This window comes from Sanguibacter biliveldensis, from assembly GCF_033798665.1.
In the GTDB taxonomy this organism is placed as follows: domain Bacteria; phylum Actinomycetota; class Actinomycetes; order Actinomycetales; family Cellulomonadaceae; genus Sanguibacter; species Sanguibacter inulinus.
Map to the genome: position 1 here is coordinate 1,163,873 of NZ_CP138359.1, position 26,717 is coordinate 1,190,589.

21 protein-coding genes are annotated in these 26,717 nt (G+C 69.5%); 14 read left to right on the plus strand and 7 right to left on the minus strand.

What is annotated here, in order from left to right; genetic code table 11:
- Positions 1-11: 11 nt before the first annotated feature.
- Complete coding sequence (locus tag SANBI_RS04990; RefSeq protein ID WP_319159520.1) at positions 12-1,259, minus strand: AGE family epimerase/isomerase; 1,248 nt, start codon at positions 1,257-1,259, stop codon at positions 12-14.
- A gap of 9 nt (positions 1,260-1,268) precedes the next feature.
- Positions 1,269-2,597: an ROK family transcriptional regulator gene (locus tag SANBI_RS04995; RefSeq protein ID WP_319159522.1), complete on the minus strand. Its 1,329-nt coding sequence runs from the start codon at positions 2,595-2,597 to the stop codon at positions 1,269-1,271.
- 334 nt (positions 2,598-2,931) lie between these two features.
- Here SANBI_RS04995 and SANBI_RS05000 point away from each other — a divergent pair, with 334 nt between their 5' ends.
- From SANBI_RS05000 to SANBI_RS05045, 10 genes are all read left to right on the plus strand, one after another.
- Positions 2,932-5,472, plus strand: a complete 2,541-nt coding sequence (locus SANBI_RS05000; protein ID WP_319159524.1) for a glycoside hydrolase family 2 protein — start codon at positions 2,932-2,934, stop codon at positions 5,470-5,472.
- Positions 5,473-5,583: 111 nt separating this feature from the next.
- Positions 5,584-7,023, plus strand: coding sequence for a GH1 family beta-glucosidase (locus SANBI_RS05005; protein WP_319159527.1), 1,440 nt, complete (start codon positions 5,584-5,586; stop codon positions 7,021-7,023).
- Positions 7,024-7,793: 770 nt separating this feature from the next.
- Positions 7,794-8,039, plus strand: coding sequence for a glutaredoxin-like protein NrdH (gene nrdH, locus SANBI_RS05010; protein WP_319159529.1), 246 nt, complete (start codon positions 7,794-7,796; stop codon positions 8,037-8,039).
- Positions 8,040-8,057: 18 nt separating this feature from the next.
- Entirely contained in the window at positions 8,058-8,474 is a 417-nt protein-coding gene (nrdI, locus tag SANBI_RS05015; RefSeq protein ID WP_056136993.1) for a class Ib ribonucleoside-diphosphate reductase assembly flavoprotein NrdI, read from the plus strand.
- The gene (nrdE, locus tag SANBI_RS05020; protein WP_056136996.1) at positions 8,444-10,588 is read left to right on the plus strand and encodes a class 1b ribonucleoside-diphosphate reductase subunit alpha; all 2,145 of its coding nucleotides are present in this window, start codon (positions 8,444-8,446) and stop codon (positions 10,586-10,588) included. The genes nrdI and nrdE overlap by 31 nt, the downstream gene beginning before the upstream one ends.
- 464 nt (positions 10,589-11,052) lie before the next feature.
- A complete protein-coding gene (nrdF, locus tag SANBI_RS05025; protein ID WP_319159534.1) occupies positions 11,053-12,030 on the plus strand; it encodes a class 1b ribonucleoside-diphosphate reductase subunit beta in 978 nt (325 codons plus the stop codon).
- 328 nt (positions 12,031-12,358) lie between these two features.
- Positions 12,359-13,297 (plus strand): AvrD family protein, encoded by a 939-nt coding sequence (locus SANBI_RS05030; protein WP_319159537.1) that lies wholly within the window; start codon positions 12,359-12,361, stop codon positions 13,295-13,297.
- 20 nt (positions 13,298-13,317) lie between these two features.
- Positions 13,318-14,061 (plus strand): AAA family ATPase, encoded by a 744-nt coding sequence (locus SANBI_RS05035; RefSeq protein ID WP_200945533.1) that lies wholly within the window; start codon positions 13,318-13,320, stop codon positions 14,059-14,061.
- Between the two features lie 19 nt (positions 14,062-14,080).
- Positions 14,081-14,782: an ABC transporter ATP-binding protein gene (locus tag SANBI_RS05040; RefSeq protein WP_319159539.1), complete on the plus strand. Its 702-nt coding sequence runs from the start codon at positions 14,081-14,083 to the stop codon at positions 14,780-14,782.
- Positions 14,779-17,067, plus strand: coding sequence for an ABC transporter permease (locus tag SANBI_RS05045; RefSeq protein WP_319159541.1), 2,289 nt, complete (start codon positions 14,779-14,781; stop codon positions 17,065-17,067). The genes SANBI_RS05040 and SANBI_RS05045 overlap by 4 nt, the downstream gene beginning before the upstream one ends.
- Here SANBI_RS05045 and SANBI_RS18810 read toward each other — a convergent pair.
- From SANBI_RS18810 to SANBI_RS05055, 3 genes are all read right to left on the minus strand, one after another.
- Positions 17,024-17,707, minus strand: coding sequence for a TetR/AcrR family transcriptional regulator (locus tag SANBI_RS18810; protein WP_408669737.1), 684 nt, complete (start codon positions 17,705-17,707; stop codon positions 17,024-17,026). The genes SANBI_RS05045 and SANBI_RS18810 overlap by 44 nt on opposite strands.
- Positions 17,708-17,866: 159 nt before the next feature.
- The gene (locus SANBI_RS05050) at positions 17,867-18,379 is read right to left on the minus strand and encodes a phosphoribosyltransferase (protein ID WP_056137013.1); all 513 of its coding nucleotides are present in this window, start codon (positions 18,377-18,379) and stop codon (positions 17,867-17,869) included.
- 219 nt (positions 18,380-18,598) lie between these two features.
- Positions 18,599-19,558, minus strand: coding sequence for an FKBP-type peptidyl-prolyl cis-trans isomerase (locus SANBI_RS05055; protein WP_319159545.1), 960 nt, complete (start codon positions 19,556-19,558; stop codon positions 18,599-18,601).
- 323 nt (positions 19,559-19,881) lie between these two features.
- Here SANBI_RS05055 and SANBI_RS05060 point away from each other — a divergent pair, with 323 nt between their 5' ends.
- Entirely contained in the window at positions 19,882-20,163 is a 282-nt protein-coding gene (locus tag SANBI_RS05060; RefSeq protein WP_319159548.1) for a hypothetical protein, read from the plus strand.
- Positions 20,164-20,274: 111 nt separating this feature from the next.
- Entirely contained in the window at positions 20,275-21,087 is an 813-nt protein-coding gene (locus SANBI_RS05065) for an alpha/beta fold hydrolase (RefSeq protein WP_319159549.1), read from the plus strand.
- A gap of 14 nt (positions 21,088-21,101) precedes the next feature.
- On the opposite strand, the gene SANBI_RS05070 is transcribed toward SANBI_RS05065, so the two are convergent.
- The gene (locus tag SANBI_RS05070; protein ID WP_056137023.1) at positions 21,102-21,548 is read right to left on the minus strand and encodes a hypothetical protein; all 447 of its coding nucleotides are present in this window, start codon (positions 21,546-21,548) and stop codon (positions 21,102-21,104) included.
- Between the two features lie 11 nt (positions 21,549-21,559).
- Positions 21,560-23,650 carry a coiled-coil domain-containing protein gene (locus SANBI_RS05075; protein ID WP_319159552.1) on the minus strand — a complete coding sequence of 697 codons (2,091 nt, stop codon included), beginning with the start codon at positions 23,648-23,650 and terminating at the stop codon, positions 21,560-21,562.
- Positions 23,651-23,942: 292 nt separating this feature from the next.
- On the opposite strand from SANBI_RS05075, the gene SANBI_RS05080 reads away from it, so the two are divergent.
- Both SANBI_RS05080 and SANBI_RS05085 read left to right on the plus strand, forming a co-directional pair.
- Entirely contained in the window at positions 23,943-25,607 is a 1,665-nt protein-coding gene (locus SANBI_RS05080) for a hypothetical protein (protein WP_319159554.1), read from the plus strand.
- Positions 25,607-26,602, plus strand: coding sequence for a hypothetical protein (locus tag SANBI_RS05085; protein WP_319159557.1), 996 nt, complete (start codon positions 25,607-25,609; stop codon positions 26,600-26,602). Before SANBI_RS05080 ends, SANBI_RS05085 begins: the two co-directional genes overlap by 1 nt.
- Positions 26,603-26,717 lie beyond the last annotated feature (115 nt).

The window sequence follows — 26,717 nt, forward strand, 5'->3', positions numbered from 1 at the left end:
GCCGAGCAGCCTCAGCTGCGCAGCAGCCCGTCGCGCAGCGCGACCGAGAGCGACGGAGCCAGCGGGAGCTGGGGGAACAGCGTCGCCTGGAAGGCGTGGTAGATGTCGGGCTTGCCGGGCCAGACCTTCGCGGTCGGCGTGTTCGTCGCGTCGAGCTCGTGGTGCCACGAGCCGTGCTCGCCGTCGAGGAACACCGCGGCGACGTGGTCCCACCAGCGCTCGTAGTCGGCGGCGTAGCGGGCCTCGCCCGTCGCCTTGAACAGGGACGCCGCCGCGCCGACGGCCTCGGCGGCGACCCAGTGCATGCGGGTCTCGACGACGGGCTCTCCGTCCCAGCCCGTCGTGTACACGAAGCCGTGGGCTCCCGGGGTGCTCTCGCGCCAGCCGTCGGCGACGGCGCGGGCGTAGAGCTCCTGCGCCGCGGGGACGAGCCAGTCGGGTGCGTCCGCGCCCAGCCCGGCCGACAGGTTGAGGAACAGCCGTGCCCACTCGATGCCGTGGCCGACCGTCGCACCGTAGGGCTTGAAGGGGTCGTCCGGTGTGGCCTCGTTGAGGTCGGGCTGGGGCACCCAGGCCTCGTCGAAGTGCTCCGGGATCCGCCACCCGTTGCCGGGCGCCCACTCGACGCCCACGTACCGGGCGATCCCGAGGGCACGCTCGCGCCACCGGGCGTCACCTGTCACGTCGGCCGCGGCGAGCAGCGCCTCGACGGCGTGCATGTTCCCGTTGACACCCCTGTAGGGGTCGAGGGTCGACCACGACTCGTCCCACTCGTCCACGTGCAGACCTGTCTCGGCGTCGAAGAACCGCGTGTCCAGCACGTCGAGAGCGTCGTCGAGGAGCTCCCGCGCGCCGTCGAGCCCGGCCACCACACCCGTGCTCGCGGCCAGCACCACGAAGGCGTGCGCGTACCCGCTCTTGGTCGTGTCGACGGTCCCGTCGGCTGCGACCGAGGCGAACCAGCCGCCGTGCACGTCGTCGTGCAGCCGGCCGCGCAGCGCGTCGAGGGCAGCCTGGGCGAGCGGGCGGTCCCCGGGGACGCCGAGCAGTGCACCCAGCCCGTAGACGTGCGCCATCCGGCAGGTGATCCAGGTGAAGACCCCGCGCTCGGCGTCGAGGGTCCCGTCGTCCGTCAGCCACCCGGCACCGCCCTGCGGGCTGACGAACCCTGACCCGAAGGCGAGCAGGCTGCGGGCGTGCTCGTCGAGCCAGTCGAGGTGCGTGGGGGTGGTCAGCCAGCTGTTGGCAGGTGAGGTCATCGGTGACTCCTACGTCGACAGGGTGGAGATCTCGCTCAGCGGGGCGCTGGGGCGAGGGTGTGCAGTGGGTGCCAGCGTCGGCACGAGGTGGGACTGCAGCACGAGGGCCGCGCCGCCGACGGCCGGGGCGCTCGCGGCTGTTCGGGACAGCCGCACGTCGACGGGGTGGTCGCCCCGGGCGAAGAGTGCTGCGGACAAGAGGTCGCGGACGACGGGCAGGTACACGTCACCGGCCGCAGCGAGGCTGGCCCCCGAGAGGACGAGCATGCGGACGTCCAGCAGGTTCACGGTGTTGAGGGCGGCTGCGGCGACGTAGCGCGCCGAGCGGTCGAGGATCCGGCGCGCCTCGGGGTGGCCGGCGGCGGCAGCTGCGGCGACGGCGGCGAAGGCCGAGACCACAGAGTCGTCCGCGGTGGCAGGGTCGTCGGTGCGGCCGGCGTCTGCTGGCGACCCGGGCTCTCCTGCGGGTGCTCCGTCTGCCGGTGCGACCCCGAGCTGGCGCGCGAGACCCGGGGAGGCGCGCACCTCGGCCACGACGGCGGCCGGTCCCGCGAGGGCCTCGACGCAGCCGCGTGTGCCGCACCAGCACAGCGGCCCGTCGAGGTCGAGCGTGGTGTGACCGATCTCCCCGGCGTTGCCGCTCGACCCTCGGTACGCGACACCGTCGAGGACGAGCCCAGCGCCGAGCCCCGTGCCCATGTACAGGACGGCGAAGCTGCCCTCGGAGTCCGTCCCGCCAGACCAGTACTCGCCGACAGCCGAGGCCGTGGCGTCGTTCTCGAGCAGCACCGGCAGCCCGGTGAGCCGTCCGAGCTCGAGGGTGATCGGGTAGTCCGTCCAGGGCCGCATGCTCGGCGGGGTGCGGTGCATGCCTCCCGAGGAGGTGAGCGGGCCGGGGGCCACGACGCCGACGCCCAAGAGGCGCTCGCGGTCGACCCCGGCCTCGTCGACGAGCCTGTCGACCTCGGCGGCGACAGCCTCGAGGACAGCGGCAGGGTGCTCGGTCCCGGGGCCAGGACGGGTCGAGATCGCGGCAGGCGTGCCGGTCAGGTCGGTCACCGTGCAGGTGATCGACGCGTGGTCGAGGTGTACGCCGGCGGCGTAGCGGGCTGTCGGCTCGAGCTCGAGCAGCACCCGTGGCTTGCCGCCCGTCGACTCCGCGCGGCCGATCTCGACCACGAGGCCCTCGTCGATCAGTCGTCGCACGACTGTCGAGACTGTCGCACCGGTGAGCCCTGTGACGGTCGTGAGCCCCACCCTGGAGATCGTCCCGGCGGCACGGATCGCGTCGACGACGGCGGAGGTGCTCGCCGTCGCGCCACGCTGTGCCTGAACCATGTCCGACTGCTCCGTCTCAGGTGTGCTGACCGGTCTGGAGCCCACTTTATTCGCTCTCCGAAGATTGTGGAAGGAGCATGCGCAGACGGCCTGCGAGACGGTTCGTCAGGAAGGTTGACGAAGTCTCGCGAGGTGCCCCAGGATGGACTGGAGCCCGACCTGTCCTGCCAGCACCGACCCCCCGACCCCTGACGCACCGGTGCGCTGCAGACGTCGGTCTGCCGCCCGCTGCCCCCCACCTCCCGCCGGCCTGTCGCCGACCTGCACCTCATCGAACCGAGCCGCCGACGTCTCGCGGCCCCACCGTCCTCTCGACCCAGGAGCCCACGCACAGATGACCAGCCAGACGCTGCACACAGGATGGACCCTGCGAGCCACGGGCGGACCGGTGCCACCCGAGCTGACCTCCAGGCTCGTCGAGGACACCGTCCCTGCCCAGGTCCCCGGGACCTCCCACACCGCGCTGCTCGACGCCGGTCTGATCCCCGACCCGTACCTCGACCTCCACGAGACCGAGCTCGCGTGGATGCACCTGGTCGACTGGCGCTACGAGACGACCTTCACGGCGTCCCCTGCGGCCGACGGCGAGCAGCTCGAGCTCGTCTTCGACGGGCTCGACACCGTCGCGACGGTCAGCCTCAACGGCACCGAGGTCGGGCGTGCAGCGAACCAGCACCGCAGCTACAGGTTCGACGTCGCGGCTCTGGTCGTTGACGGCGAGAACCACCTGGTCGTCGACCTGCGCTCGGCGCTCACCCACGCCCGCGAGGTCGCCGACCAGATCGTGCTGCGTCCGCGCGCCTACGACCACCCCTTCAACATGGTCCGCAAGATGGCCTGCTCCTTCGGCTGGGACTGGGGCCCCGACCTCCAGACCGCAGGCATCTGGAAGGGCGTGCGCCTCGAGCGCTGGACCCTCGCCCACCTCGCCCAGGTCAGGCCGCTCGTGACAGTGGGCCCCGACGGGACCGGGCACGTCGACGTCCACGTCGACCTCGGACGGGGTGTCGACGACCGCCACCACGGCGACGTCATCCTCACGGCCACGCTCGCAGCCGCCCACGGGATCGGCGACCACGTCGCGACGGTGACGGTGGTCCCCGGGGACCCCACCGCCGTCGTGCACCTCGAGGTCCCGGGCGCACCTCTCTGGTGGCCCGTCGGCTACGGGGAGCACCCGCTCTTCGACCTCTCGCTCACCCTCGGCACGACCGACGGCGTGACCCTCGAGACCTATGAGCGGCGCATCGGCTTCCGCACCGTCGAGCTCGACACGACGCCCGACGACCAGGGCACGCCCTTCACGATCTCGGTCAACGGCCAGCCGGTCTTCGTCAAGGGGGCCAACTGGATCCCCGACGACCACCTGCTCACGCGGATCACCCGGGAGCGCCTCGAGCGGCGCGTCGACCAGGCCCTCGACGCCAACATGAACCTGCTGCGCGTGTGGGGCGGCGGGATCTACGAGACCGAGGACTTCTACGACGTCTGCGACGAGCGGGGCGTCATGGTGTGGCAAGACTTCCTCCTCGCCTGCGCCGCCTACCCCGAAGAAGAGCCGATCTGGTCCGAGATGGAGGCCGAGGCGCGCGAGAACGTCGCCCGCCTCACCCCGCACGCCTCGCTCGTGCTGTGGAACGGTGGCAACGAGAACCTCTGGGGCTACCTCGACTGGGGATGGCAGCAGGACCTCGAGGGCCGCACGTGGGGCTTCCGCTACTACACGGAGCTGTTCCCGGCGATCGTCGCCGAGCTCGACCCGACCCGGCCCTACTGCGACGGCTCGCCCTACAGCCCGGGCTTCACGGCCGAGGTCGCCAGCGGCGCACCGGCCGTGCACCCCAACGACGCCGACCACGGCACCCGGCACGAGTGGGAGGTGTGGAACCGCGTCGACTACACCACGTACCGCGACCAGGTCCCGCGCTTCAGCTCCGAGTTCGGCTTCCAGGGTCCGCCGGCGTGGACGACCCTGACCCGGTCGATCCCCGAGGCGGCGCTCACCAAGGAGTCGCCCGAGTTCTTGCTCCACCAGAAGGCCGCCGACGGCAACCTCAAGCTCGACCGAGGCCTCGAGCCGCACCTTCCCACGCCGTCGGCCTTCGACGACTGGCACTGGACCACCCAGCTCAACCAGGCGCACGCCGTCCAGTACGGGATCGAGCACTACCGCTCGCACTGGCCGCGGACTGCCGGGTCGATCGTCTGGCAGCTCAACGACTGCTGGCCGGTGACCTCGTGGGCTGCGGTCGACGGCGACGAGCGCCCCAAGCCGCTGTTCTACGCCCTGCGCCACGCCTACGCGGACCGCCTGCTGACGGTCCAGCCGCGCGACGGCGTGCCCACGCTCGTGGTGGTCAACGACCACGCAGAGGCGTGGGACGGCCAGGTGACGCTGCGTCGTCTCGACGTGAGCGGCGGCGAGCAGAGCCAGACCGAGCAGGTCTCGGTCTCCGTGCCCGCGCGCTCCGTGCACGAGGTGCCGCTCTCTGCGGCACTCACGACCCCCGGGGACGCGACCCGCGAGGTGCTCGTCGCCGAGCTCGACGACGTCCGCGAGATCCACCTCTTCGCCGAGCCCAAGGACCTCGTGCTCGACCCGTCCGCGGTCGACGTGTCCTTCCGTGCGGTCGAGGGCGGTCTCGTGGTCGACGTCTCGGCGGCGACCCTGGCCCTGGACGTCTCGGTCCTCGCCGACCGCATCGTGCCCGACGGGGTGGTCGACGACATGCTCGTCTCGCTGCTCCCGGGGGAGGCGCACACCTTCCTCGTGTCGAGCGGGGCCGGGGTCTCTGCGGAGCGGGTCGCCGAGCTGGCCGCCGCGGACGTCGTCGCGTCCGTCGTGAGGTCCGTCAACAGCTGCGCGCGGTCCTGACTACCCGGGTCGGACGCCCCGACGAGGGGCGTCCGGCCCGACCTGGCCCCACCCGTATAAGGTCGGAGCGAAGCGCTTCGACGACGAGCGCCGCACACATCGAGGAGAGTCATGACCGCAGCAGGCACCGCCGCCCGCCAGTTCCCCGCAGACTTCGTCTGGGGCTCGGCGACGGCCTCGTACCAGATCGAGGGAGCAGCGACCGAGGGAGGCCGCGGCCCGTCCATCTGGGACACGTTCTCGCACACCCCCGGCAAGACGCTCAACGGCGACACCGGCGACCAGGCGGACGACCACTACCACCGCTGGGCCGAAGACGTGCAGCACATCAAGGACCTCGGCCTCGACGCCTACAGGTTCTCGATCTCGTGGTCACGCGTGCAGCCCGGCGGGACCGGTGAGTTCAACCCGGAGGGCATCGCCTTCTACTCCTCGCTCGTCGACGGCCTCATCGAGGCCGGCATCAAGCCCGTCGTCACGCTCTACCACTGGGACCTCCCGCAGGAGCTCGAGGACGAGGGGGGCTGGGCGAACCGTGCGACCGCCGAGGCCTTCGCGGTCTACGCCCGCCGCATGGCCGAAGAGCTCGGGGACCGGATCGACGTGTGGACGACCCTCAACGAGCCCTGGTGCTCGGCGTACCTCGGGTACGGCTCGGGCGTCCACGCGCCGGGACGCACAGAGCCTGCTGCGGCGCTCGCCGCAGTCCACCACCTCAACCTCGCCCACGGTCTCGCGGCCCTGGCGATCCGTGAGGTCCTCGGTGACGCCGCCAAGGTCTCGATCACGCTCAACCTGCACGTGATCCGCCCGGACGACCCCTCCGCGGCGGCCGACCTCGACGCGGTCCGGAAGATCGACGCCCTCGCCAACCGGGCCTTCCTCGGCCCGGTCCTCGACGGGGCATACCCCGACGACCTGCTCGCCGACACCGCGCACGTGACCGACTGGGGCTTCGTCCTCCCCGGCGACGGCGAGATCACCCGCCAGCGCCTCGACGTGCTCGGCGTCAACTACTACTCGACGGTCCGCGTCCGCCACTTCGAGGGGGACGGGGAGGCCGCGCAGAACGACGGGCACGGTGCGTCCGCGGCATCTCCGTGGATCGGCGTGACCGACGTCGAGTTCATCCAGCAGCCGGGGCCGTACACGGCGATGGGCTGGAACATCGAGCCGGCCGGCATGACCGAGCTGTTGCTCACGGTCCGCGACGCCTACCCCGACCAGCCGATGATGATCACCGAGAACGGTGCGGCGTTCTACGACGAGGTCTCCGAGGACGGCCGGGTGCACGACCCGCTGCGCGTGTCGTACCTGCACGACCACGTCGCCGCCGTCGGCGCGGCGATCGACGCCGGGGCCGACGTCCGCGGGTACTTCGCGTGGTCGCTCCTCGACAACTTCGAGTGGGGCTACGGCTACGACCGCCGCTTCGGGATCATCCGCGTCGACTACGACACCTTCGAGCGCACCTGGAAGGACTCCGCGTACTGGTACCGGACCCTCGCGACGACGGGCACGGTGCCTGCTGAGGACGACATCCGGTACTGACCCGCGGCCCGTGAGGTCGTCCGCCTGACCGCGAGGTCGTACGGACACGCCAACTTCTCCCGCTGACGGGAACGGTTCGGCGTGTCTGTACGACCTCGTCTGTCGTGGTGCGACCTCGTCCCTCGCGGTGCGACCTCGTGGGCGGGGACGGAGCTGGTGAGGATGGTGGCACCGAGGCAGGTGGGACGCACGGGCCAGGCGGGACGCGTGGGGCAGGCGGTGCCGACGCCCGGGTGCCGCGCTCGCCGGACACGCCGGGACGCGTGGCACGCAGACTGTTTTCACCCGCGCGTCCTGAGGTGCGTGACGGTCGTCTCGTCCTCGCTGTCCACCGCCCGTGGAAGCCGTCGTCCACAGGCGGTGGACAGTCTCCGGCGGGTCTCGACGGGCCGGTCCGACATCGACCTGACCACCGGATGTCAGAGGTCCCGGGGATACTTGACCGGGTGGTCCAGGCAAAGCTCGTGCGTCTGCCCCGCAGGGGCGACGGGGCCCGTCGAGGTTGTCCACAGGCCATCCACAACCGTGTGTCTCTCACGACACGCGCTACAAGTTCTAGGGGTGGCCAACAGGTCCAGGCACTAGGTATAGTGGTTTCACTCCCAGCGCGCAGGCCACACCACAATCCGCGCGAGGGCGTCAGACACCGCAGCACACCACGCCACACAGCTCTGGGGAACCCGCCTTCTTGGCCGTCACCACTGCAGCGGCGGCACCGCACCACAGCACACTCCGGGCTTCCCCAGCCCCTCACCTCGAGGAGACTCCGCATGAGCATCACGGTCTACAGCAAGCCGGCGTGCGTCCAGTGCGACGCGACCTACCGGGCCCTCGACAAGAAGGGCATCGAGTACTCGATCGTCGACATCAGCGCAGACCCGGAAGCCCTCGAGATGGTCCGTGGCCTCGGCTACCTCCAGGCCCCCGTCGTGATCGCCGGCGACGACCACTGGTCCGGGTTCCGCCCCGACCAGATCAACGCGCTCGCGGCCAAGGTCTCCGCGTCCGTCGCCTGACCCTTCAGGTCTCCTGACGTGGCCCGCCTCGTCTACTTCTCCAGCGCGTCGGAGAACACCCACAGGTTCGTCGAGAAGCTCGGTCTCGAGGCGCAGCGCATCCCGCTGCTGCCGAAGGACGAGTTCTTGCACGTCGACGAGCCCTACGTCCTGGTCGTCCCGACCTACGGCGGAGGCAACGACGGTGGGGCTGTGCCCCGCCAGGTCGTGAAGTTCCTCAACGACCAGCAGAACCGGTCGCTCATCCGCGGCGTCATAGCCGCCGGAAACACCAACTTCGGCGAGGCCTACTGCCTCGCCGGCGCCATCGTCTCCCAGAAGTGCTCCGTGCCGTACCTGTACGGCTTCGAGCTCCTCGGGACGACCGAGGACGTTCTCCGCGTCCGCGAAGGATTGGAACAGTTTTGGCAACGACAGTCACGGAAATCGGCCTAGAGACCGAGCTCGACTACCACTCGCTCAACGCGATGCTCAACCTCTACGGACCGGACGGCGAGATCCAGTTCGACAAGGACCGTCAGGCTGCGCGGCAGTACTTCCTGCAGCACGTGAACCAGAACACGGTCTTCTTCCACAGCCTCGAGGAGAAGCTCGAGTACCTCGTCGAGAACAAGTACTACGAGCCCGAGATCCTCGCGAAGTACACCCCCGCCTTCACGAAGTCGCTCTTCGACCTCGCGTACTCCAAGAAGTTCCGCTTCGAGACCTTCCTCGGCGCCTTCAAGTACTACACCTCGTACACGCTCAAGACCTTCGACGGGAAGCGCTACCTCGAGCGCTTCGAAGACCGCGTCTGCATGGTCGCGCTGACCCTCGCCGACGGCGACGAGGCGACTGCCGTCAACATCGTCGAAGAGATCATCGCCGGGCGCTTCCAGCCCGCGACACCCACGTTCCTCAACTCGGGCAAGGCGCAGCGCGGTGAGGCCGTCTCCTGCTTCCTGCTGCGCATCGAGGACAACATGGAGTCGATCGCCCGCGGCATCAACTCCGCCCTCCAGCTGTCCAAGCGCGGCGGCGGAGTGGCCCTCCTGCTCAGCAACATCCGTGAGCACGGCGCGCCCATCAAGCACATCGAGAACCAGTCCTCGGGTGTCATCCCCGTGATGAAGCTCCTCGAAGACTCCTTCTCCTATGCCAACCAGCTCGGGGCGCGTCAGGGTGCCGGTGCTGTGTACCTGCACGCCCACCACCCCGACATCATGCGGTTCCTCGACACCAAGCGTGAGAACGCCGACGAGAAGATCCGCATCAAGACGCTCTCGCTCGGTGTGGTCATCCCTGACATCACCTTCGAGCTCGCCCGCAAGAACGAGGACATGTACCTCTTCTCGCCGTACGACGTCGAGCGCGTCTACGGCAAGCCCTTCGCCGACGTCGCGATCTCCGAGACGTACCACGAGATGGTCGACGACGCCCGGATCCGCAAGACGAAGATCAAGGCTCGCGAGTTCTTCCAGACGCTCGCCGAGCTGCAGTTCGAGTCCGGCTACCCGTACGTCATGTTCGAAGACACCGTGAACGCTGCGAACCCCATCAAGGGCCGCATCACGCACTCGAACCTCTGCTCCGAGATCCTCCAGGTCTCGACGCCGTCGACGTACAACACCGACCTGTCCTACGACCACATCGGTCGTGACATCTCGTGCAACCTCGGCTCGCTCAACATCGCCAAGGCCATGGACTCGCCCGACTTCGCGAAGACCATCGACACCGCGATCCGTGCTCTCACGGCAGTCTCCGACCAGACGAGCATCGACTCCGTCCCGTCGATCCGCCGCGCCAACGAGTCCGGCCACGCGATCGGCCTCGGCCAGATGAACCTCCACGGCTATCTCGCCCGTGAGCGGGTCTTCTACGGCTCCGAAGAGGGCATCGACTTCACGAACATCTACTTCTACACGGTCGCCTTCCACGCGATCGCGGCGTCCAACCGCCTCGCGATCGAGCGCAAGCGCTACTTCGGCGGCTTCGAAGACTCCAAGTACGCGACCGGCGAGTACTTCGACAAGTACACCGACCAGGTGTGGGAGCCCGCGACACCTCGCGTCGCCGAGCTCTTCGCCGAGGCAGGCGTGCACATCCCGACCCAGCAGGACTGGGCCGAGCTCAAGGCCTCCGTCATGGAGCACGGCATCTACAACCAGAACCTCCAGGCCGTGCCGCCGACAGGCTCGATCAGCTACATCAACAACTCGACCTCCTCGATCCACCCCGTGGCCTCGAAGATCGAGATCCGCAAGGAAGGCAAGATCGGGCGCGTCTACTACCCGGCGCCGTACCTCACGAACGACAACCTGGAGTACTACCAGGACGCGTACGAGATCGGCTACGAGAAGATCATCGACACCTACGCCGCGGCGACGCAGCACGTCGACCAGGGACTCTCGCTCACGCTGTTCTTCAAGGACACCGCGACGACGCGCGACGTGAACCGGGCGCAGATCTACGCGTGGCGCAAGGGGATCAAGACGCTGTACTACATCCGGTTGCGGCAGCTGGCGCTCGAGGGCACCGAGGTCGAGGGATGCGTCTCCTGCATGCTGTGACGTCGTAGTCGGGTCCGCGCCTTCCGCGGCGCGTGTCTGCGATCGCCGGGCCGCAGGGCGTGCTGCCGGTAGGGACCCGCTCGCAGGGTCCGCGACTTCCACGGGCGGGGTCTGCGATCGCCGGGCCGCGGGCGGCCTGCCAGGCCCACCACGATCGCAGACCCCGCCCGCTCCAGTCGCTCTGCGGTGCACGTCACCGTAGTGCGGCTGGGGTGGGCGTTGCGGGGTGGTGTCTGGGGCTTGAGGGGTCGTGAGACCTCTTGTCTGGTGCTTGGGCGTCGGTGCTCTTCGGGGCGTCAGATGCTGGACAGCCGCCCGACCTGCACTGTTCTGGACGCTCGGTCTGGGTGGTGCGGTTGGGCTTAGGGTGTTGCTGGAAGCTGGTGGGTTCGTGCCTGCTGGTGTGTGGTTCTTGGTGTTTGGTCAGTCCCCACCGGTGTCGGTGGGAGAGGGAGTTCAGAGCGATGTCCACCGGAAAGCTCAAGCTGGTCAGCCGGGTCCAGGCGATCAACTGGAACCGTGTCGAAGACGAGAAGGACGCCGAGGTCTGGGACAGGCTCACGGGGAACTTCTGGCTGCCCGAGAAGGTGCCGGTGTCCAACGACATCCAGTCGTGGGCGACCCTCACTGCTGTCGAGAAAGAGCTGACGACCCGGGTGTTCACCGGACTGACGCTGCTCGACACCATCCAGGGGACAGTCGGTGCCGTCAGCCTCATCCCTGACGCCATCACGCCGCACGAGGAAGCCGTCTACACGAACATCGCGTTCATGGAGTCGGTCCACGCCAAGAGCTACTCCTCGATCTTCTCGACGCTGATCTCCACGCAGGAGATCGACGACGCCTTCCGCTGGTCGGAGGAGAACGTCAACCTCCAGCGCAAGGCTGAGATCGTCCTCGAGTACTACCACGGTGACTCGCCGCTCAAGCGGAAGGTCGCGAGCACGCTGCTCGAGTCCTTCCTCTTCTACTCAGGCTTCTACCTGCCGATGTACTGGTCTAGCCGCGCCAAGCTCACCAACACGGCCGACCTCATCCGCCTCATCATCCGCGACGAGGCCGTCCACGGGTACTACATCGGCTACAAGTACCAGAAGGGCCTCGAGAAGCTCAGCCCCGCCGAGCGCGACGAGATGAAGGCCTACACCTTCGAGCTGCTCTTCGAGCTCTACGAGAACGAGGTCCAGTACACCGCCGACCTCTACGACGGTGTCGGCCTCACCGAGGACGTCAAGAAGTTCCTCCGGTACAACGCCAACAAGGCGCTGATGAACCTGGGCTACGAAGGCCTCTTCCCCAAGGACGAGACCGACGTCAACCCCGCGATCCTCTCCGCCCTGAGCCCCAACGCCGACGAGAACCACGACTTCTTCTCCGGCTCCGGCTCGTCGTACGTCATCGGCAAGGCCGTCAACACCGAAGACGAGGACTGGGACTTCTAGAACCACCCAGCTCCCTTGGACCTCGGAGAGGCCCGGACCTGCAGACATCTGCAGGTCCGGGCCTCTCCGCATACCAGCAGGTCCAGGCTGCCCGGAGCCGGAGCCGGAGCCGGAGCCGGAGCCGGAGCCGGAGCCGACGGGTCCGGCCTGGGTCACCGGACCGATATCGAGATCCTCACCCATGTCGGGTCCTGGTGTCGTATCTCGGACACGACGAGCGACTACAGGCGCTCCGAGTGATATTCGGTGTTTGACAGCACTGTCCCCTTGGTCTATTTTGAGCCTAAACGCTCATTCGGCTCTGTTTGGGCGGACAGGGGGATCGCTCATGGCCAGCCACTACTCGACGATCGACCACGCGTTGGGGGCCCCCGGGGAACGCTATTTTGGGGACGGGCACCGTCGCTCGACCTACTCCTTCACGACGAAAACCCTGGTCAGGGGTCTCGTCACCGGCATCAGCACGGTGACGCAGGACGGGTCCTGGTCCTCGAAAGAGGCGGGGGTCGTCTCGCGGCATCTCAGCACGATCGATGCTGTCTCCTTGGCTGGTCTAGCGCTCGAGGTCGTGCTCCAGCAAGAGCCGGTCGAGCTCGAGAGTCTGATGGTCACCTCGGCGTCGGTCAGGGCGGGATCCGCCTCCACGGACGACTTAGTCGCTGTCCCGGTAGAGGCTCGCGTCGACTGGCTGCCAGAAGATCGCGCTTTTGCTTGCTCCGTGGTGGTCGGGACGATGAAGGTCTCCCTGACCGTCGTGCCGGTCGCGGCAGAGACTCCTCACCGGGCGGAGGAGCCGAGTCCGGCTTTTTTCGCGGGGCATCTGCGGAGTCGGGCCCAGCACATCACTGACATCGACATCGACCTCGAAGCGGGAGTGATGCGCGCCCGGCTCGGGGCGCTTGCGGCGTCGAGCGGAGTCGCGGACGGATTCCGTGGGCTCCAGAGCGCTCATTCCAAGGTCTTCTCGGTCTGTGAGGCGATCGTATGCCTCGCCCAGCTCGCCCAGGCGATCGCGTATGAGTACGACCACATGTCTCGTGACCAGAGCGCAGTCTTCTGGCTCCGGAGGTTCGACATCAACCTCGTCCGTCCCTGGATCAAGGTCGGCCAGCTGGTCGACGTCCGCGTCGAGATCCTGAAGGCCGATGAGGTAGTCGTCCGTGGAGCCGTGTGGCGAACTCTCCGACTGGCGGCCGCCGGGCAGGGGATCGATGCCATCGCGGACGTCGCGCATATCCTGCCAGACGCGGCGAGTGAGGCACTGTGACGGACGGTCGACGCGTTGTCGTGTCTGGCACTTACTCAACCGGTAAGACCACGACAGCCACTGCGCTTTCGAAGGCCACTGGGATGCCACTAGTAAGCGCTCAGTCCGCACGAGAGATCCTCACGTCACTGTACCCAGGACGGAAGTTCCACCACATGAGTGCCGAGGAGCTTTTGGCGCTCGGGCTTCGTCGGCTTGGAGAGCGACTGAGGGCCGAGGCGGAGCTCCACGAGACCGGCTTCATCTCGGACGGGTCTGTGCTAAACGAGTGGGCATACGCGGCAGTGAGGGCCCGTATCGGACTGAACCCAGGTGCGGGTATCCCTCAGCAGCTGGTCAAGGCTGCTGTGACGGTCCCGTCGTTGCCATTCTTGAAACGATATGTCCGGGCGTACGGCGTCATGGCCCGATTCCACGCCCGCGACACGTACACCGACGTGATCCATCTCCCGATCGAGTTCAGCATGAACCCGGATGGTCACCGGCCTGTCTCTGAGCGTTACCGCACGCTGTCCGACACGGAGCTGCTCCGTGAGTTCACTGCTCTCGATCTCGGCGTCCACGTGGTCCGCGGCACGATCGAGGACCGGGTCCAGGCGGCGATCCACGCGCTGGGGCTTCCGCAGGTGTCCAGCGTTCGGGCTGCGGTCTCCGAGGCGCGAGAAGACATTGCTCAGAGCAGGGAAGCAGTAGCTCAGAGAATCCTCGCCCAAGAATCCCCACTGACGTTGCGCGAACGAGCAGCAATTACTTTTCGTCTTTGAACGGCTGGTGGAAGGAATCATGACGCTCATCTCACTCTCTCGCGTCGTCAAGAAGTACAGCGCCGGCGCGCAAGATGTCACCGCTCTCGACGATGTCAGCTTCGATATCGAGCCCGCGAAGATGACGGTCGTCCTCGGGCCGTCGGGTTCTGGGAAATCGACAGCCCTGAACATGCTCGGCGGTATGGATACGCCGACGTCGGGGACGATCGTGGCAGCGGGTGAAGAGATCAGTTCCTACGACGATGCCCGGCTCACCCTGTACCGCCGCGAGCAGGTCGGGTTCGTCTTCCAGCACTACAACCTGATCCCGAACCTGACGGCAGCGGAGAATGTCGGTATCGGGTCGCAGTACAGTCGTGACGCCATGTCGCCGGACGACGCGCTGGCGAGCGTGGGCCTGGCTGGCAGAGAACGGTCATTCCCTTCCGAGCTCTCCGGTGGGCAGATGCAACGGGTCGCGATCGCCCGAGCGATCGCGAAGAGGCCTCATCTCCTGCTCTGCGACGAACCCACAGGAGCACTGGACTCGGAGACCGGCCGCGCGGTCATCGCACTGCTCCGCAGCATCGCGGGGACGACGCAGACAGCGGTGGTCGTCGTCACCCACAACGTGTCTGTCGCGGCCGTCGGTGACGCCACGGTCACCCTCCATGACGGACGGGTGCAGTCGCATGTCGAGCACCAGGTACCGATCTCAGTTGAGGAGATCGACTGGTGAGCCGGTACCTCACCATCAAGCTGGTGCGCGATCTCCGTCGCTACGCGTCTCAGTTCGTAGCCGTCTTCCTCATGGCGCTGCTCTCCGTGCTGATCTACACGGGGCTAGAAGGTGCGTGGAACGGTCTGAGCAACCAGCTCGAAGAGCTCGCCGACGAGACCAACCTTGCTGACGTGTGGGTGACGACGACGGGCGCGGCCGGAGCGCTCGCCGACGACGTCGCATCCCTCGAAGGTGTCAACGCTGTCGAAGAGGCCTCGTTCCTCCGTGCTGCGGCGTCGAGCCACGGCGATGTCTCCCTCGAGATCGAGGTCCTCGGGGAGGACTCGTCTGAGATCTCACGTCCGGTGATCGACGAGGGCTCTCGACCCGAGCACGACGGTCAGGGCATCTGGTTGGCGGTGCCCTTCGCCGAGGAGAAGGGCATCGAGGTGGGCGACACAGTCGACCTGACGATCGGGCTTCAGACCCGGTCGTTCGCAGTCAGCGGCACCTACCACTCGGCGGAGAGGCTGTACTACACGGGAACGCCGGCGCTGGTGGCGCCCGATCACAGCTTGTACAGCTACGCGCTGCTCCCAGCAGCGGAGGTCGCCGACCTCGACCCTGCACCTCTGAGACAGACAGTGCTGCGGGTAGACGCGCGGCCGGACGTCGAGCTGCAAGATCAGATTGCTGCTCTTGCAGGGGACGAGCTGATCAGGGTCACAGGGCAGGAGTCGAATCCCGCTGTCTCCACAGCCTTCGACCGCGTCGACCAGATCCGGAATCTCTCGTTGTTGTTCTCCTTCATCTTCGTGCTTCTGGCAGTCCTCGCCATGTACACCTCCACCCGACGGCTCGTCGAGATGCAGACACGGGAGATCGCGGCACTGAAGTCTCTCGGCTTCTCGGCCCGGTCCATCGGTGCTCATTTCATGATGTACGGGCTCGTGGCGGGAGGGCTTGGTGCTCTGGTCGGGCTACTTGTGGCACCGGTGATGTCGACCTTCGTCCTCGGTACTCAGGAGGCGATGCTGTCCATGCCGCGATGGTCTATCGCCTACACCACCGTCCCCGTGGTCGTGCTCGTCCTGGTCGTAGCGGTGTGTGTCCTGGGCGCCTATCTCGCGGCGCGCCCGGCCCTCCGAGGCATACCTGCGGACCAGCTCAGACCCGGGATCGCTCGGGGGCGCCGAGTCTTCCTCGAACGTGCTCGCAGCGTCTGGGCGCGGACCAGCTATGGCAGCCGTTGGGCCTGGCGTGACAGCGGTGCCAACCCAGCACGTTTCGGTATGGGGGTCGTCGCCGTCGCAGGAAGCCTGATGCTGCTGTTTGCAGGGTTCGGGATGGCCGACAGCATGAACGGCCAGGTCAGGACGGCGTTCGTCGAGGAGAGCACCTACACAGCTCGTGCCGCACTGGCAGCCTCGGCGGACCTCGACTCCCTGGAGGAGGTCGCGCCAGACGGGCAGCGTGTTCAGGAGGTCGTCGTGCGCACAGATCCGACGGACGGTTTCGACCGCGCCATGACGGTTCTCGACGACGGACACTATGTGCACCTCGAGATGCTCGACGGGAGCGCAGCAGACCTAGATGTGGTCTCGGTGAGCGAGGCGACGGCCCGACGCCTCGAGCTCTCGGCTGGTGATGCCGTCAGGCTCGAGCTCCCAGCAGGCCAGGGGACTGTCGACCTCCGAGTGGATCAGGTCGTCAAGGGCAGCGCTCCGCAGGGCTTCACCATGTCACGAGAGGTGTGGGAGAGCCTCGGGCAGACCTTCACGCCGACGACACTGCTGGTCGGGGAGGAGACGTCGCTCGTCGAGCTGGGAGGACGGGCGGACGTGGTAAGCATCCTGACGCTCCAGGCGCAGCGCACCAACGCTGCAGATATGGTCACCGACCTGGGCGGGATCTTCATGCTGATCCGCGTCTTCGCAGTTCTCCTGGCCGTCATCGTCCTCTACAGCCTCGGGGCGCTCGCCTTCACCGAACGCACCCGTGACTACGCCACCCTCAAGGTCCTCGGGTTCACGACCCGTGACCTGAGACGCCTGGCCTTCCGGGAGAACATCGTCGCGACCGCCTTGGGCGTGCTGCTGGGTGTACCGGCTGGCTTCTGGTTCCTGGGGATGTACGTCGGGACGTTCTCGACGGCACGTCTGGAGTACACGGCGCAGATCGGACTGGCCAGCATCGGGATCGCGACGCTCATCGCCGTGTTCTTCTCCTTGCTCACGACGGTGCTGCTCGGCAGGCGGATCAGGCGGGTAGACATGGTCGGTGCGCTGAAGGGGATCGAATGACGGCGGGTGGCCGGGCTGTGCGACCAGGGCGGCGCGTCGCTACTACCGGTGGGGGGTCAGAGCCGGCGTCCAGGACAGCGCGCCTCCGTGGATCACGCCCGCCGCTGAGCACCGCGGCCTGGACGATGTGTCCCTGCACGAGGGCTAAGAGGTCCCGACCGAGCTCAGCGCTGCTACGGTCGCTCGGCATCTCACCGCGCTCTCTCCACATCGAGATCAACGGGTTTACCCCGGCGAGCAGCGCGTCGTAGCGGTCGCTCACGAGGGCGGCCAGACGAGGATTTCTGCTCGTCTCCGCCCAGCTGTGCAGGACTAGGTGAGCGCGGAGCGCACCTGAGGCGTCCGACGGCAGCGAGGTCCGGATCGACGTGAGAAAGGCCGCCAGGGAAGGAGCAGGGTCGCGGTCGAGAAGGCCAGCCAGAGTGCGTGCGACCCCGTCAAGAGCCTGCTCTGCCGTCGCGACGATCAGATCGTCCTTGCTGGCGAAGTGCATGTAGACGGTGCCTGCAGCCACTCCGGAGTCCGAGATGATCTCAGCCATCGACGTCGCATGAAATCCTTGGCTGGAGAATCGCTCAGCGGCTGCGGCGATGATGCTGTCACGGCGTTCAGACCGTGCGACGTCACTGAGCCTAGCCATCACCAACTCCTCGAGTGCCGACCACTGTCTGACACGTGTCCCTCGTCCGACAGTGAATCGACCACGATACGTCAGGGTGTGGAGCCGACCTGTGCGGCTGGACGGAGGAGCGCTCCCGTCCTTGCGTGGGCGCCGTCGTCCGCTCCGCCCAGGGCCAGCTCACTCCCGCGCAGCGGTGTGCGCACCCTCGACCGGGGGCTGCGCCGACCACGGGAAGGTGATCCAGAGGTCGGTGTCCTTCCAGGAGTAGTCCGGGGTCACGATCGACTGCGGCTTGGAGTACAGGACTGCTGACCGGGCCTCGACGCCCTTGGCCTCCATGATCTCCATGACGAGCTTGAGGGTCCGACCGGAGTCGGCGACGTCGTCGACGACGAGCACCTTCGACCCGGGAAGCTCTGAGGTGTCCATGAGCGGGGGGAGGACCCGGGGGTCCTGGAGGGTCTCGCCGATGTCCGTGTAGAACTCGACGTTGAGCGTGCCCACACCCTTCGTGCCGAGGGCGTAGGCGACAGCGCCACCGGGCAGCAGACCACCCCGGGCGATGGCGACGACGACGTCGGGCAGGAAGCCGCTCGCGACCACCTTCTCGGCGATCTCACGCGTGGCGACGCCGAAGGCGTCCCACGTCAGGACCTCACGGGCAGGGCTGGGGGCGGTGGCATCGGTCACCCCTCAACGATACGACCCGCAGAGCGGCCCGAGATCGCACCGAGGTCCCGGTCCGAGGACGCGGGGTCCCGAGACCGAGGACGCGAGGGATGGTGCCGGCAGGCGTGCACCACGGCGCGGTCGGAAGCAGTCCGTCCCGGGCGTGGTCACAGCCTCGCCCGCAGACGCCGAGAGCCCCGGACCGTGACGGTCCGGGGCTCTCGGTCGAGCGAGGCTGTGTCAGCCTGCGCGAAGGATGTCGACCACGAAGACGAGGTCTTCGTCAGCGAGGTCGTTCTGCGATCCCTCGTAGGCGAGGGACTTCGGGATCACCAGGAGGACCTGGCTGCCGACGGTCTGGCCGACGAGGCCCTGGTCCCAGCCGGCGATGACTGCACCCGAGCCGAGGTTGTTCACCACGAAGGGCGACCCGTTCTCCCACGAGGAGTCGAACTGCTCGCCGTCGGAGACCTTCCAGCCGGAGTACTGGACCTGGACGTTCTGGCCGGCCTCGACGACGGGGCCGGTGCCCTTGATGAGGGGCTGGACGACGAGGTCGGCCGGGGCCGTGTAGCCCTCGGGGATCTCGATGCTCGGCTTGCCCGTGTCGTCGAGCGTCACGGTCGGCAGGCCCTCGGCCGGAGCCACGGCCTCACCGTCGGCGCGGGTCGGGGTGTCGCGCACCGAGACCGAGTCGAAGACGTAGAGGTAGGTGGTGCCGTCGGTCGCGGTCTGCGCGAAGAGGATGCGCGTCCCGACCTTCTTGCCGACGAGCGCCTCCTGGAGGGCAGGCACGCCGGAGAAGTCCGTCGCCAGGTCCCACTCGGGGGCGGCCGGCTCGGCCCAGCTGGAGTCGACGACGCTGCCGTCACCCGCGTTGTAGACGACGGAGTGCATCGAGGCGAGGCTCGTCTCCGTCATGTCCTCGCCGGTGCCCTCGTCGAGGACGCGGACCGTCGGGGCGGAGACCGTGAGCGGCGCGGTGAACTCGAGCGTCGGCTCGCTGCCGGCGTCGCCGGTGACGGTCACGGCGTCGAGGGCCGCGATGTCCTCGGCGGTGGGGGTGGGGACGTCTGTCGCGGCGTCCGTCGCGCTCGGTGTCGCTGTGGCGTCGTCGTCGCTCGAGCTCCCGCACCCGGCGAGCAGGAGCGCTGTGGCGATGGTGAGCGCGGTCACGGCGCGCGAGGTGCGGTGCTTCAAGACGTCAGTCCTTCGATCTGGGGGTGGTCCGCGGTCGACGGCCTCGTCAACTGTAGCCTCCCAGGCTGTGCGCGGGCTGGGTCCGTGCGCGTGACGCAGGGCTCCCACCAGGTGGTCACGGTCTCCACACACGCGCAGCGCGGGTGCCAGCGAGGTCCAGCCAGACAGGGCCACGTCCAGGCGGGCCGACCAGGCGCGGCGGGGCGTGCCGGTGACGGGGAGGCGTCGCCAGGCCGACTGCGCAGGGCTGGGTGCGACCAGCCGCAGCCAGGCGCGACCGAGCACGGCTGGTCTCGCCTGCGCAGCACAGGCAGACTGGAGGGATGCCGTCGTCCCGCCGCTCTTCGCGCCGCCCCTACTCCGAAGAACCCCGCCCGCTCGACCTGGAGCGGGCCACCGGGGGTCGGCGCACCGAGATCCGCCGCGGCGAGGAGTGGACCGTGCAGAACGTGCGGTCGAGCGAGAGGACCTACACCTGCCCGGGCTGCCACCAGCCGGTGCCTGCGGGCTCGGCGCACGTCGTCGCCTGGGCCACAGAGTCGCTCTTCGGCAGGGAGGCGGCGCTCGCCGCACGCCGGCACTGGCACCTGCGCTGCTGGGGCTGAGGCCCCTCGAGCACCGAGGGCCGCGCCCGCGCTCCTCCCAGGTGAGCGCACCAGGAGCCACCGGCGACGCACCGACATCCGCCGACGACCGACCGACAGCGAAGGACGACAGTGAACGACACCGACACCTCCAGCAGCACCGGCCCTGCGACCGCGCTCGTCCTCCTGCACGGCTTCCCGCTCGACCACCGCATGTGGGACGACCTGACCGGCTCGCTCGCCACGGACCTCCAGGTCCTCGCCCCGGACCTCCCCGGGCTCGGGAGAGCGGCCGTCCCCGACGGCGAGCCGTCGGTCGACAGGTCGGCCGACGAGGTCGCCACGCTGGTCGAGGCCGCCGGTCATGAGCGCGTGGTCGTCGCCGGCCTGTCCATGGGCGGCTATGTCGCTCTGGCGCTCGCCGAGCGCCACCCGGGCCTCGTCGCGGGGCTCGCCCTGGTCGACACCAAGTCGACCGCCGACGAGGAGCCCGCCCGGGCCAACCGCGAGCGGGTCGCCGACGAGGTGGAGTCCTCAGGCTCGGTCGAGGCCGTGCTCGGCATGGTCGCCTCGTTGCTCAGCGACGAGAGCGTGCGGGAGCGTCCGGACCTGCCGGGCGTCGTGACCGGCTGGATACGCGAGCAGCAGCCCGCCGGGATCGCGTGGTCCCAGCGGGCGATGGCCGCGCGTCCGGACCGCAGCGACGTCCTGGCCGACGTCGACGGACCTGTGGTCGTCGTGGTGGGGGAGGACGACACCATCACCCCGCTCGCGGTTGCGCAGCACATGGTCAGCACTGCCCGGGACGCCGAGCTCGTGACGGTCCCCGGGGCCGGCCACCTCAGTGCGCTCGAGGCGCCCGGACCTGTCGCGGCCGCCCTCGACAGGCTGCTCTGGCGCGCGGCCGAGGCGACGCCCCAGAGCCCCGAGACCCCGACCGGCTGACCGTACGGAGCGTGTCAGGCCGGGTCGTCGGTCGTGCCGTGCAGCGCGCGGTCCAGGGCCTCGGCGAGGTCGATCGACTCGCCGTCCCGAGCCCCCTGGCCGAGGACCAGCGGAGGGTCGCTCGGCGGTGGTGTGGCGCCCCGCAGTCGCGCACGCAGCGAGCCCTCGACGGAGAGCACGTAGAACTGGCCGTCCGACCCGATCCCGACGCTCTGGTTCTTGCGGAGGTACCAGCCGTCGATCGACGTGCGGTACGTGCCCGAGCCTCGGTAGCCCCGGGCGACCAGCCGCTGTGTGGGGACACCGGCTGCCTCAGCCCTGGCGACGAACTCCGCGATCAGCTCGCGGGCGGCGGCCGTCTCGACCGACCTGCGTCGTTCGAGCTCGGCCGCCTGGTGCGCCGCGTTGCGCGAGCGTTCCTCGCGCCACGCGGCGTCTGACGTGCTCGTACCGTCGGACACCTGGGCTGCCGTCAGTCCTGGGTGGGGGAGACGGTCTCGTCCGAGGCAGGTGTCCCGGCCTCGGCGTCCGATGCGCCCGTCTCGGAAGGTGTCCCGGTGCCTGTCGCGGAGACCGGCGCGGGGCGGGCACCCTTGCCCGACGCGGCCTTGCGGGCCTGCTGAGCCGGTGTGCCTGCGGCCGACAGCGGCGCCGGACGCGCAGCCTTCTTCGCCTTGGGCGCGGGCGCCGGGCTCGACGGTGCCGCCCCGGAGGTCTTCTCGGCCTCGTCGGCGCCGTTCTTCGTGCCGTCGGTCGAGGCTGCAGCGGGTGCCGACCCCGAGCCGCTGGTCGCCGCGGCGAAGGACTCCTCGACCGCAGCAGCCTTCTCGAGGGTCTGCGCGCTCGGGATCGCCTCGCTGCCGAGCAGCGACCTCAGCTCGTCCAGGTAGGCCGTGATGGACTCACGCTGACGGTTGAGGTCGTCGACCTGGCGCTGGGCGGTCGACCGCTCACGCTCGGACTCGACGAGGGCGTCGGACAGGGTCTGCTCGGCCTGCTGGCGGGCCGAGCCGAGGATCTCGGCTGCGGTAGCCCGCGCGGTCTCGGCGGACTCCTTCGCGTGCGCGTCGGAGTCCTTGCGGATCTGCTCGTAGGTCGAGAGCGCCTCGGCGGCGCGGCGCTCGGCCTCGGCGGCGTGCCGCTCGGCGTCCCCGAGCAGCTTGTCGGTCTCGGCCTTGCTCTGGGCGTGCAGCTCGGTGTCGGCCAGCTGGGCGGCCTCGTGCTTGGCGGCGATCTCCAGCTCGGCGGCGGCGAGAGTCTCGCGCGCTGTGGTGAGCATCGTCGACGCCTCGTCGCGGGCGCTCGAGAGCACGTCCTCGGCCTCGCGGCGGGCGTCCGAGACGAGCCGCTCCGCCTCGATGGTCGTCGACTCGCGCAGCTCGGTGGTCTCGCGGGTCGTGGTCTCGCGCAGCTCGGTGGTCTCGCGGGCTGCGGTCTCGCGCAGCTCGGTGCTCTCGCGCTGCGCGGTCTCGACGAGGTGCGACGCCTGGAGCTGCGCGTTCGCGAGCTGCTCGTTGACGGACCCCTGCGTGGTCGAGCGCAGGTCGTTGAGGTCGTGCTCGGCCTGCAGGCGCAGCGCGTCGAGCTCCTGGTCGACCCCGAAGCGGAGCTTCGCGATCTCGGCCTCGGTGTCCTGGCGCAGCGTCGCGAGCTCGCGGTCGAGCTCGTTGCGCCGTGCGGTGGCCTCTTCTTCGACGGCGGTCCGCAGGGCTGCGGCGTCCGACTCGGTCCGCTGGCGGAGCTCGTCCGTCTCGCGGGCTGTCGTCGAGCGCAGCACGGCGGCATTCTGCTCGGTCGTGCGGCGCAGGTCGGCCATCTCGGTCTCGGTCGAGTGGCGCAGCTCCGCGGTCTCGACGTCGGCGGCCGCGCGCAGCTCGCGGGCGTAGCGGTCGGCCTCTTCGCGCTGGGTCGTGGTCTCGGCGACGGTCCGTGTCCGGAGCTCGTCAGCGTCGCGCTCGGTCGTGACGCGGAGCTCTGTGGTCTCCCGCTCCGTGGTCGCGCGCAGCGTCCCGAGCTCACGCTCGAGGGCCGTCCGTCGCTCGGTCTCCTCGGTCGAGATCGCGGTCTGGATGCGCGCGGCCTCACGCTCTGCGGAACCGACGAGCTCTTCGGCGCGGCGCTCGGCCGACTCTGTCGTGGTCTGGGCCTCGTTGGCCGCAGCCGAGCGGACCTCCTCGGCCTCGCGGCGCGCGGCGGCGAGGATCTCGGCGGCCTCGTTCTCGGCGCGGGCCTTCATCTGCGAGGAGGTGAGGCGGGCGCGCTCGACGGCCTCCTCGGCCTGCCGGGTCGCCTGGTCGAGGACGTCGCTCGACTGCTCCTCGGCCGAGCGCATGAGCTGCTCGATCCGCGAGCCGAGCCCGGCGTAGGACGGACGGTCGATCTCGCGGAGCTGGTCCTGCGCGGCGACGAGCTCTTCGCCGGTGCGTCGCACGTCGGCGTCCAGGGCGTCGATCCGTGCCTGGGCGTCTGCCAGGGCCGACTCGAGCGACCTCACCCGGCCGTCGACCTGGCTGCGGTCGTAGCCGCGCATCACGACAGGGAAGATCGGACGTTCGTCGGACACTGCAGACCTCCGGGGTCGGGGTAGGGCATGCTGCACTGAACATTCACATGCCAGATCAGGTCGTGGGGACGAGAGGCCAGGGAGCGTCGGCCGTCGTCGTCTGACGAGGGCTGACTGCGGTCCGGGCTCGGTCCGCCACCACCCTATCCGTTCGACGGTCTCGTGAACACGGCTCGTGCGGGCCGGTCCGGGGCGGGTCCTGTGAGCGTTCTGGCACGTCACCCGAGGCCCGTGGCCGCTACGCTGACAGATCTGGTTCGGAAGGGAACACTCAGTGCTGCACAGAATCGTTATGGTCGGCCTCGTGGTCGTCGGGCTCGTCGTGGCGGGCCTCGGCGTCGCGTCCGCAACCGTCTGGCGTCCGAGCGACACGGCGGTGATGACGACCGGAGAGCAGTCCGGCGCCACCCTGCTCACGACCGCCCCCGGGGTCCTCTCGCTCGTCGACCGCGACGTGACCATCACGGCGCGGTCCTCCGACGACGCCCAGGTGGTGCTCGCCCTCGGGTCCCAGGTCGACGTCGAGGGATGGGTCGGAGAAGACCCCGCCCTGCGCGTGACTGGCGCCTCGGACTGGGAGACCCTCACGGTCTCGAAGGTCTCGAGCGCTGGTTCAGACACACGTGACGCGACGGACGCTGCGACCGACGCGTCCGCCGATCCCAGTGCCGAGGCGACCGCCGAGACCGACGCTGCAGCCCCTGCCGCCCCCGGACCGGACCCGTCGGGCTCCGACATGTGGGTCGAGTCCACGAGCGGGACCGGCACGGCCACCCTCGACTGGGACGCGACGTCGACCGACCAGGTGCTGCTCGTCGCGGCCGTGGGAGAAGACGCAGCGGCTCCCCAGCTGACCCTGTCGTGGCCGCGCGAGGTGACCACGCCCCTCCTCTGGCCCGGCGTGGCCCTCGGGGTCCTGCTCGTCGTGCTCGGCCTGATCTACGGGATCGTCACCCGAGGACGCCGTCGTCGCCGCCCCGTCGTGGTGCCCGCCGCCCGTGCTGACGATGCTGCGGCGCCGACACCTGCTGGTGGGACTCCAGCTACCGGGGCCCTGACCCGCCGCCAGCTGCGCGAGCTCGCCGAGCAGCAAGAAGCCGAGACCGAGGCCGCGGCTGCTGCTGCGCCGCGACAGAAGCGTCAGTGGCCCTGGACCGGTGCGATCCCCGTGGTGAAGCCTGCCGAGCCTGAAGACTCCGACGAGGCCGACAAGAAGCCAGCGTCACCTGAGGCGCACCGTGCCGCCTGGCTCCCTGAAGGCACGGGCTCGACCTCAGGGTCCAGCTGGCGAGCGGCCTGGGGTGTCCGCACCCCGGAGACCGGGACGGCCGGCACCACGCCGGACGACGCCGCACCTGGGTCTGCCGCCGTCGGGGGACCGAGCGCCCCCGGGGCTGCCGCGGCTGGCACAGCGCCCGCGGGACGTGCCTCCGGCGCCGCAGGCGCGACGGACGCGAGCACGCCCAGCACAGCGGCCCCGGAGGCTCCGACCGCTCCGGCGTCCTCGACCGCGGGTCCGGGACCGGCGACTACTGCCTCTGTCGCCTCCGGTGCCGCCTCGGCCCCGACGACCCGGCCGGCTCCGACGGCCCCGTCCGCACCGACGACGCCGTCCGGGCAGCGCCCGGCCCCGCAGTCGTCGAAGCCCACGTCCTCCACCACCTCCGCCCGCCCACCCGCCGCGCGGCCTGTCGACCCGGGCTCGCCGTTCCAGCGGATCACGCTGCGGTCGAGCGACGAGAGCGCACCCGCGCGCAGGATCCGCCGCGACCAGCAGCAGGCGCCCTCGGCCTGGAGCGCCTCCAGGTCGCCGTGGGCGCAGCCCGCCCGGCCCGGAACCGACCCGGCCGGGACCCCGCGTCCCGCGCCGGGCGCAGGCGGGACGCCGTCGACAGGCTCCGGCCGCACCGACGGGACCACCGAACCGACCGACGACACCTCGAAGGACTCCGACTGATGCGCCGCACCCCTCGCGCCCTCGTGCTCGTGGCCGCCGGGCTCGTCGCGCTCACCGCGTGCACCCCCGAGCTCCCCACGGTCCAGACCGACCCCGCCCCGCCGACACCGCTCCCGGTGCTCTCGAGCGCCCAGGACGCGGCAGTCTTCGACGCCATCGGCGCCGCCCTCACCACGGCCTCCGAGACGGGCGACCCGGCCGAGCTGGCGCCCAGGCTCACCGGCCCCGCGCTGACCCTGCGCACCGTCGAGCTGCAGGTCGCCGCGGCCGTCGGCAACCAGGACGGGCTCACCGAGCTCCCCACGACGGTCCAGTCCGAGATCCTCCCGACGACCCAGACCTGGCCACGCACCTCGATGGCGGTGTCGGCACGTCCCGACGACCTCGGGACCGAGCGCCTGTTCGTGCTGGGCCAGGACTCGGCGCGCGCTCAGTACCAGCTCTGGGCCTGGATCCGGTTGTTCCCCTCGATCACCCTGCCGACCTTCGCCGCACCGAGCGTCGGCTCCGAGGCCGTGGCCCCCGACGACACCTCGCTGCTGGTCACCCCGGCCGACGCCGTCGCCCGTTACGTCGACGTGCTGGCCTCGCGTGAGGGCTCTGCCTACGCGGCGGACTTCGCGGCCGACCCGCTGCGGGCCGCGATGGCCGACTCCTTCACGAAGCAGACGGCGATCGCGGCCGAGCTCGCCGGCACCTACACCGAGACCTACTCGGCGCCCGAGGGTGCCCTGCGCTCGGTGCGGACCGCCGACGGCGGTGCGCTCGTGGTCGCACAGATCGACTCCGCGTCGACCCTGACGGGTGAAGAGGGCGCGATCGTGTCCCCGGCAGCCTCGCAGCGCGCGCTGATCGGAGACACCCCCGACTCCAACTCCGTGTCGTGGGGCCGGACGATCGTCGTCGGCATCTACGTCCCGCCGGCGGACGGCGGCGAGACCGGGATGCAGGCTGTCGGGAGCGAGTTCCTCACGACCTCGGCGTCGATCCCCTGACCGTCCCGGGTCCCCGACCCTCGCAGGGATCGCTCCGCCCCCCAGCAGCCTGACGGGCTCGCGGGGGCTCCTGGTCCGGCAGCAGCAGCTCAGAGACGGCCGCCCGGTGGGTGGC

Excerpts from the sequence above, each read along its gene's own strand:
- SANBI_RS04990 (WP_319159520.1), bottom strand. The coding sequence starts at position 1,259 with ATGACCTCACCTGCCAACAGCTGGCTGACCACCCCCACGCACCTCGAC.
- SANBI_RS04995 (WP_319159522.1), bottom strand. The coding sequence starts at position 2,597 with ATGGTTCAGGCACAGCGTGGCGCGACGGCGAGCACCTCCGCCGTCGTC.
- SANBI_RS05000 (WP_319159524.1), top strand. The coding sequence starts at position 2,932 with ATGACCAGCCAGACGCTGCACACAGGATGGACCCTGCGAGCCACGGGC.
- SANBI_RS05005 (WP_319159527.1), top strand. The coding sequence starts at position 5,584 with ATGACCGCAGCAGGCACCGCCGCCCGCCAGTTCCCCGCAGACTTCGTC.
- nrdH (WP_319159529.1), top strand. The coding sequence starts at position 7,794 with ATGAGCATCACGGTCTACAGCAAGCCGGCGTGCGTCCAGTGCGACGCG.
- nrdF (WP_319159534.1), top strand. The coding sequence starts at position 11,053 with ATGTCCACCGGAAAGCTCAAGCTGGTCAGCCGGGTCCAGGCGATCAAC.
- SANBI_RS05030 (WP_319159537.1), top strand. The coding sequence starts at position 12,359 with ATGGCCAGCCACTACTCGACGATCGACCACGCGTTGGGGGCCCCCGGG.
- SANBI_RS05040 (WP_319159539.1), top strand. The coding sequence starts at position 14,081 with ATGACGCTCATCTCACTCTCTCGCGTCGTCAAGAAGTACAGCGCCGGC.
- SANBI_RS18810 (WP_408669737.1), bottom strand. The coding sequence starts at position 17,707 with ATGGCTAGGCTCAGTGACGTCGCACGGTCTGAACGCCGTGACAGCATC.
- SANBI_RS05060 (WP_319159548.1), top strand. The coding sequence starts at position 19,882 with ATGCCGTCGTCCCGCCGCTCTTCGCGCCGCCCCTACTCCGAAGAACCC.
- SANBI_RS05080 (WP_319159554.1), top strand. The coding sequence starts at position 23,943 with ATGGTCGGCCTCGTGGTCGTCGGGCTCGTCGTGGCGGGCCTCGGCGTC.
- SANBI_RS05085 (WP_319159557.1), top strand. The coding sequence starts at position 25,607 with ATGCGCCGCACCCCTCGCGCCCTCGTGCTCGTGGCCGCCGGGCTCGTC.